The sequence below is a fragment of the Frankia sp. CeRuru1 genome, from assembly GCF_977966315.1.
This window is the reverse complement of sequence record NZ_CDWWEW010000300.1, coordinates 5,494-6,954: the sequence shown is the minus strand read 5'-3', so window position 1 is coordinate 6,954 and position 1,461 is coordinate 5,494. Positions and strand designations below refer to the sequence as shown.

Here is a 1,461-nt window from a genome sequence, read left to right as displayed (position 1 = left end):
GGCCGCCTGAAAGCACGACTCCGGCCCATGCGCGGACTGAAACGCCTACGCTCCGTCCAAAGGATCAGTGCCGGGCACGCCTTGGTCCAGAACATCCGCCGCGGCCACTACGAACTCGGAACCGATACCCACCCGCACCTGCGGCTGACCGCCACGTTCACCGAGCTCGCCGCAGCCATCTGACCGCCAGCCGGCCCGGCCCGCTGGCATGCCCAGCTTCCCCACAATGCAACAGTGCCCCCTGAGGCAAGTAACGTAGGTACGTACCTACTGGGGAGGTGGTCGCAATGACCATGGTCTCGTCACGAGAGTTCAACCGCGACGTGAGCGCGGTCAAGCGAGCCGCCACCAGCGGACCGGTGATCATCACTGACCACGGTCGGCCGTCGCACGTCCTGCTATCGTTCGCTGACTACCAGCGGCTCACTGGCAGCGCAGGCAGCTTGAGCGACGCGTTCGTCCTGGACGAGGAGATCGACTTCGAGCCCGTCCGGCCGCGAGACTCGATACGCGAGGTCGACCTGTGAGCTTCCTGCTCGACACCAACGTCATCTCGGAGCTCCGCAAACCCGCCAAGCGAAGGGATGATCGATTCAACGCCTGGGCCGAGGCCCTGTCACCGTCGGACACCTTCCTCTCGGTCATCACCCTGCTGGAACTGCGCGCCGGTATTGAAAACAAGCGGCGGCAGGACGCCCGGCAGGCGGCCGTCCTGGACTCGTGGCTCGATCAGAACGTGCTCCCGGTCTACAGGGGCCGGCTGCTCGACGTCGACCGGGCCGTTGCCGACTCGGCAGCACGACTCCACGTGCCCGATCGGCGCCCAGCCCACGACGCCCTCATCGCCGCCACAGCCCATGTCCACAGCCTCACGCTCGTCACCCGCAACGAATCCGACTTCGCCCCCATGGGCACCCCGCTCGTCAACCCGTGGATCTCCCCGAGGCGGTGACGGCCCGGACGCCCGGGTCAGTCCCAGTCACCCTCGCGGGTGCGGGTGGGCTGCCGCGGGAGGCCGAGACGCAGAGGGTACGGCGCTACGCTGGTTCGGCGGGGATCAGGTCTGTTGGATCATCTGAAGGAGGTGTGCCATCACTGCGGGGATGATCCCTCCCGCCTGGATGCACCAACAGATCACGGCGGAGGAATACGACTCCTGGTCCGAGGAGCAGTGCGCGGGCATCGAGATCGTGGACGGGATGGTCGTTGTGAGCCCCAGCGCGTCCAAGCGTCACAACCGGCTAGTCAAGATCCTCACGGTCGCGTTGGAGGCTGCTGCCGGGCCGGGCTGGAACGCGGACTTCGACTTCGATGTTCGGCTTCAGGACATGCCGTTGACGAATCGGCGTCCGGACGTGGCCGTGTACCGCACCGACACGATCGACATCATGCCGGCCCGTCCCGAGCATCTTCTGCTCGTCGTCGAGGTGGTCTCGCCGGGCTCCGAGACGACCGACCGGA

General features: G+C 66.5%; 4 protein-coding genes. All 4 read left to right on the top strand.

Annotated features, from left to right (window positions below; translation table 11 throughout):
• On the top strand, positions 1-183 hold a 183-nt coding region (locus AC08OP_RS18515; protein ID WP_476615344.1), incomplete at its 5' end, for a DDE-type integrase/transposase/recombinase.
• A 104-nt stretch (positions 184-287) separates the two neighbouring features.
• Positions 288-527 (top strand): type II toxin-antitoxin system Phd/YefM family antitoxin, encoded by a 240-nt coding sequence (locus AC08OP_RS18510; protein WP_476607447.1) that lies wholly within the window; start codon positions 288-290, stop codon positions 525-527.
• Positions 524-952, top strand: coding sequence for a PIN domain-containing protein (locus AC08OP_RS18505; RefSeq protein WP_476607448.1), 429 nt, complete (start codon positions 524-526; stop codon positions 950-952). Before AC08OP_RS18510 ends, AC08OP_RS18505 begins: the two co-directional genes overlap by 4 nt.
• Positions 953-1,103: 151 nt before the next feature.
• On the top strand, positions 1,104-1,461 hold a 358-nt coding region (locus AC08OP_RS18500; protein WP_476615343.1), incomplete at its 3' end, for a Uma2 family endonuclease.